Origin of the sequence: Flectobacillus sp. (assembly GCF_049240685.1) — a bacterium.
GTDB lineage: Bacteria > Bacteroidota > Bacteroidia > Cytophagales > Spirosomataceae > Flectobacillus.
On record NZ_JBMLSD010000252.1, the window covers coordinates 1 to 5,725 of the forward strand.

At 36.3% G+C, this 5,725-nt stretch carries 6 protein-coding genes; 2 read left to right on the forward strand and 4 right to left on the reverse strand.

Annotated elements, in window-relative coordinates; translation table 11 throughout:
- Nucleotides 1-517 precede the first annotated feature (517 nt).
- Nucleotides 518-1,471: a methylenetetrahydrofolate reductase [NAD(P)H] gene (gene metF, locus ACOVQ4_RS11510; protein ID WP_421820787.1), complete on the reverse strand. Its 954-nt coding sequence runs from the start codon at nucleotides 1,469-1,471 to the stop codon at nucleotides 518-520.
- A gap of 30 nt (nucleotides 1,472-1,501) precedes the next feature.
- Complete coding sequence (locus ACOVQ4_RS11515; RefSeq protein ID WP_421820788.1) at nucleotides 1,502-1,792, reverse strand: hypothetical protein; 291 nt, start codon at nucleotides 1,790-1,792, stop codon at nucleotides 1,502-1,504.
- Nucleotides 1,793-2,031: 239 nt separating this feature from the next.
- Between ACOVQ4_RS11515 and ACOVQ4_RS11520 the strand changes: the two genes are divergently transcribed.
- Complete coding sequence (locus ACOVQ4_RS11520) at nucleotides 2,032-2,781, forward strand: L,D-transpeptidase family protein (RefSeq protein WP_421820789.1); 750 nt, start codon at nucleotides 2,032-2,034, stop codon at nucleotides 2,779-2,781.
- Between the two features lie 300 nt (nucleotides 2,782-3,081).
- The gene (locus tag ACOVQ4_RS11525) at nucleotides 3,082-3,783 is read left to right on the forward strand and encodes a DUF6090 family protein (protein WP_421820790.1); all 702 of its coding nucleotides are present in this window, start codon (nucleotides 3,082-3,084) and stop codon (nucleotides 3,781-3,783) included.
- A gap of 14 nt (nucleotides 3,784-3,797) precedes the next feature.
- Here ACOVQ4_RS11525 and ACOVQ4_RS11530 read toward each other — a convergent pair whose 3' ends face one another.
- Together ACOVQ4_RS11530 and ACOVQ4_RS11535 are read right to left on the reverse strand one after the other, a co-directional pair.
- The gene (locus ACOVQ4_RS11530; RefSeq protein WP_421820791.1) at nucleotides 3,798-4,277 is read right to left on the reverse strand and encodes a hypothetical protein; all 480 of its coding nucleotides are present in this window, start codon (nucleotides 4,275-4,277) and stop codon (nucleotides 3,798-3,800) included.
- A gap of 266 nt (nucleotides 4,278-4,543) precedes the next feature.
- The gene (locus ACOVQ4_RS11535; protein ID WP_421820792.1) at nucleotides 4,544-5,533 is read right to left on the reverse strand and encodes a DUF1028 domain-containing protein; all 990 of its coding nucleotides are present in this window, start codon (nucleotides 5,531-5,533) and stop codon (nucleotides 4,544-4,546) included.
- Nucleotides 5,534-5,725 lie beyond the last annotated feature (192 nt).

Consider the following 5,725-nt stretch of genomic DNA (forward strand, 5'->3'; position numbering starts at 1 on the left):
AAACATTCATTGAAAAAGTCTAAATACCTTTTCTCTTTTTGTCCAGTAATTAGACCTTTTAGACACTATTAACTTAATCTTTCCTGCTACTTATTTACATAACAAAAACTAAGAATTGAAGGAGCAATTTAGTGTTGTATCCCACATTCGACTTATAATCACCACAGTATTTCTAAAACCTGATTCTCAAAAATAATCAAGTAACTTGAAATCTTTGGACAATTCTTCATGAAACTGTTTAAATGGTAATTAAAAAGTGATTTAAAGAACCAAGTATCCATAAAAGAAATAGGTAAGCTTACAAAACCTACCTATTCCAAATTTTTATACATAATAAGCTTAGTACGCAAAATAAAGTTTAAGATTGTGCTTTAAGCTTTCAGGTATCGGCTTTCGGCGGTGAGCTTTGAAAAAAGCATAGCTGTGGTTGTTAAAAAACAATTTAACACTCTGTGCCTTATGCCTGTTGCCTAGTGCCTAAACTCATAAATTAAATTTTATTTTGCGCACTAACTTATTAAAAAATAGCTTGCGCAATTTTTTGGGTACTTTCAGATTTTGACATCGTATAGAAATGTAAAATAGGCGCGCCAAAATCCATTAATTCTTTACATTGAGCAATACACCAATCAATCCCAACCTGTTTTACGTCTTTATCATTTTTGCAGGCATTCACAGCACTCACCAAATCATTGGGAATATCTAAATGAAAAATGCGTGGTAGCACCGTCAGTTGTTTTTTTGTAGCCAAAGGTTTAAGCCCAGGAATAATAGGAACATTGATTCCTTCAGCTCTGCACTTTTCAACAAAATCAAAGTATTTCTGATTATCAAAAAACATCTGAGTTACGATATAATCAGCACCTAAAGCTACTTTTTGTTTTAGGTAGTCAAAATCTACTTGGAAATTTGGGGCTTCAAAATGCTTTTCGGGATATCCTGCCACACCGATACAAAAATCTGTTGGAGAACTCTCCGTCTCCTCATGCAGAAGCTGACCTTTGTTCATGCTTACTACCTGTTCTAAAAGCTCACTTGCGTAGGCATGCCCACCTTTTTCGGGTACAAAAGCGGCATTGCCTTTCACAGGGTCACCACGCAGTACCAGCACATTATCAATCCCAATATAATGGAGGTCAAACAAAAAGTCTTCTGTTTCCTCTTTAGTAAATCCCCCACAGATAACATGAGGAACGGCATCTACTTTAAAACGATTCATAATAGAAGCACAAATACCTACGGTGCCGGGACGCTTGCGGGTAGGGATTTTTTCGATGCGACCATTCACTACCTTTTCGATAAACTCCTCACGATGATAAGTAACTTCGATGAAAGGTGGTTGAAACTCCATCAAAGGCTCTATATTATTCATCAAAGTTTGAATACTCTCTCCTTTGATTGGTGGAATAATTTCGATGGAGAACAAAGTTTTACCTTTAGCCTCTTCTATATATTGTGTAATTTTGGCCATTTTTACGACTCAGTTTAAAAATAATAATATCTATTGTAGTTCAACAACCAATACTTCCCACTCTTTTTCCAATGAGTAAGAGGGCATTTTGGCCTTGGCTCTCGAATACCAATAATTGGCGTTCCAGTTATCTCCTTCTTTGCGATGAAGATAAGCATGTAGTCGGTCATAAGGAAGTGTACCTTCTTTTGATTGCGCTATTTCGTGGGCAGCATCCCAATTTCCTTTAGCATCATACCAGAGTGCTTTCAAAAAAATATTACATTCTTGAGGGGGAACTTCCTCAGAAAGGGTGCTTTTCAAATAAGAGGATGTTATCATTGTTGTGTGTGGAATTCCTTTTTGAAGCTGGAAAGTTACGTGATAAGGCCAATTCATTAAAATATTTTTAAGAAAATCTGATTTCAATAACTAATTTTGGTGTAAAAGGAATTCCGCTACTCCCTTGAATTGTCCTCAGTTTTTTTGTACCTTGTTTATGAGACTTTCAGGCATAAACACGTCATAAGCTTGCTAATTGACTTTTAATTTATTTGAACCTTTAATATTCAACCCGAACCATGAAACACATTTTCCTTGTCCTAATGACATTTTTAGGTCTTGAAGGTTTTGCTCAGACAAATCCTTCCTTTTATTCAAAACAACTAAAGTTTCCTCGTGTAAGGGAGGCTGTCAAGCTGAAAGGAAAGAATGTGGATGATATATTAAAATCAAAAGGAATTAATACCCAAAAATATGATATGTTTATCCGAGCCTTTAAAAAGGAACGAATTCTGGAAGTTTGGGTCAAAAACCAAGATAGTCAGCAATACGTTCTGGCCAAGACTTATGACTTTTGTGCTACCACTGGTGAGCTAGGGCCAAAGCGTCGCTCTGGCGACCGACAAATGCCTGAGGGTTTTTATACCATTAATGCTTTTAACCCTCAGAGCGAGTACATATTATCGTTTAGAGTTGGTTACCCAAATGCGTCAGACCTAAAATTTGCTGACCCCGTTAACCCTGGTGATAATATTTTTATTCATGGCTCATGTCTTACTATTGGATGTATCCCAGTGGGTGATGATTTGATCAAAGAACTCTACTTATTTGCCATTAAAGCAAAAAATAGTGGGAACGACATTCCCGTCCACATTTTCCCAACAAAGTTGAGCGATGAAAATTACAATATGCTTAAACAAGATTATAGTTCGAAAACTAACTTGATTGAGTTTTGGTCTTGGCTAAAACCTGGATACCAATATTTTGAATCGACTCACAAACTCCCTAAAGTGACAATTGCATCAGATGGTAAATATGTGGTAAACTAAATTGAAGAGCCAAGAACGTAATATTTACATAAATATGAGTCATCCCAGATTTTGGGTCGAGATGATAATCTAAGTTTTTATCAAAAAAGCGGTCGGAAAATAGATTCCAACCGCTTTTTTGATGCTATCATGCTAAATTTCACTCAGTTTAAGACGCAATCCTTGCATTTCTACGGCTAGAATACAAATTTTAACATAATCATTCAATCGCTAAATTGGGGATGACTCATGTTTATAAGCGATATTTCTTGTAATATTCAAAACTATTACCTTCATTCATGCTCTGAATCAAATCATTTTATGAAAAATATTATATCTATTGACGCTATCAAAAAATTTGGATTTGAATTTTTATCTATATTCATTGGTGTCTTTGCAGCCTTCGCACTCGATAGCTGGAACGAAACGCGGAAAGATAAATATGTCGAAATCAAGATTTTATCAGAAATTAATAACGGTTTAAAACAGGATATTCAGGATATGGAGCTCAATATGATGGGACATAAAGAGGGAATAGAAGCTACTACCTTCTTTCAAAAAGCTATCCTATCACTACCTATCAATCATGACTCGACCAATGTTTACTATTTTAGATTGTTTCGTGATTTCATTTCAACCCAAAACTCTTCTGGTTATCAAACGCTTAAGTCGAAAGGATTAGAAATCATCGATAATGATTCGCTTAGGTTTCAAATACTTTCTCTCTATGAAAACGACTATAATTCAATTAGAAAATTAGAGGAAGAATATTCAGAATTACAATTTCATAAAAATTACTATGCTAAATTTAATGACTGTTTTGCTGAAAACTTAATTTTCGATACCAAAGGTGTGGTAAAAGGTATGAATAGCCCGCTTGCTCTTACTACCAAACAAAAAAACATTCTACTTCTTGACCTTTACAGAATCAAAAGAAATAGAATGTTTGTGTTAAGTATTTACGAAGATATCATCGTAAAAATCAAAGCCCTTCAACAAAACATTGAGGAAGAGTTGCAGTAAAGTGTTTGGGTGTTCTAAAACGTATATCTGAAAGATAAAGCAAACTCATCGCCCCAAAATCCAGAGTAATTAATAATGTTTACTGTCGGTTTCCAGTCTAAACTTATCGCCAAAGGAATGGTTCTTACTTTGCCTTCCAAACCAAGAATACCGTCTAAACCCAATACCGTACGTTTATCACCATTTAACCAACTTGGTCTGTCGTCACCCCATGTATAAACGTGACCACCACCACCAATAAACCAGTTGAAATCTCTTGAATTAAAGGCTCTTCCATGAACCTCATACAAACCCGTAAGCCCAAATCCACGGTAGCGGAAAGTCCCAATGGCTTCAAAAGCAGCATTTTTGTTCACAAATGTTTTAAAGGTAATTCCATTGGCAGCTCCCAATCGCAAACCTAAGGCTGATTTATACAACTGAGCGCTTGAATGATGACTAATCGCAGAAAATAACGCAAAAGTAAGGGCAAAAATTAAGAATTTAGTTTTCATAAATTATGATATTTAAGCAATAAAATTAAAAAGTACAAAAGCTGATGGAGTGGCGTATCTATTGAAGTACGAATTTCAACAAATCCTTTTTAAGTAGTAGGAAAGATTAGATTAAATTAACAGTATTATTGAGGCAAAATTTGACTATGACCTTTTGATTATGAATATCTTCAAATAATCAATATACTGTTAACTAATAACGTTTTCCTACTTAATAATCGATAAGTAATAAATATTAGTATAAATAATTGAGTATTCGGACAGAATTAGCGTTGTAAGAGCTGTTGATATTCGTTTGCTGAAACAGTCAAAAGACCTACTTTGGGTAAACGTTTGGTCATTTCTAACCAATTGATATCCTTGGCATAAATCTTTTTGAGCATGGCAGATGCTTTCGCAGTTTGATGGCTGTTGGCTAGTGCAATCGCGGTCCAGTATTGCATTTCTAAGTTTTTAGGAAACATTTTCATGGCTGCGCCATACTCTTCCATTGCCTTTTTCATATCGTTTTTTTCCACTGCCAAATCACCCTCATTCATGTGCTCATAGGCTCTTTGTACTTTCAGCAATCGGGCTAGTTCAGCAAGTGGCATCTGGTGATCATCCACTCTCAAATCCACTTTATGATTGTCGTCCCAAGGTTTGCCTGTATCTGTAGCATTTACAACAAGTAGTGCAGCAGACTGTTTACCTCGAATATCTCCACCCACTGCCTGAGCCGCTTCCATGGCTTTCAGCACTCTCTCGGCAAGCGGTAAATGAGCATTTGCCTCAAAGGCTTTTGCCATCGCATTGGGCACCTTGTTGGTAAGCATCATATTGCTTTGTACCGAAAACTGAGTTCCCTTGATATGTCCGGCATAATCCACACAATTTTTACCAGTATGTACCGCAACATTTCCGTTTTTATCAACAATTCCTACTTGACGAACTTCCTTACCAGCATCATCTGATAGAAGAATGTCTAAGGTTTCTTGAGCAGACTTACCCGATTTGAGCAAATTCAAACCTCTCAATCCAAAAGATTTATTAACAAAACTTTGTGTAGCAATCGCACCAGCTCCTGCTTCAGCCCAAGACACCGATGTTCCTACACTAAACCAGTGGCTCTGAACTCCAACCGCCATGTCGCCCGTTTGGGGGTCTCGAGCTACTATCGAAAATGTATGGGCAAATGCTTCATTATTTTGTGTTTTTTGAGCTAAAGCAGCGCAGCTCGTAAGGCAAAAGGTAATTAAGTAGAATAGTTTTTTCATTATTCTCCGCAATTTGAGGTTGACTTTAAATGTATATTACCAAAAGAAAGGTTGTAAAATAGGCTTTAGGCATTAGGCTTTAAGCTATAGGCATTAGGCTTTGGGCTTTGGGCATTAAGCTATAGCAAAAAGGAGTGCTTCATGAAATTATAAAGACCTTTTGCCTACGGCCTACGGCTTACGGCTTACGGC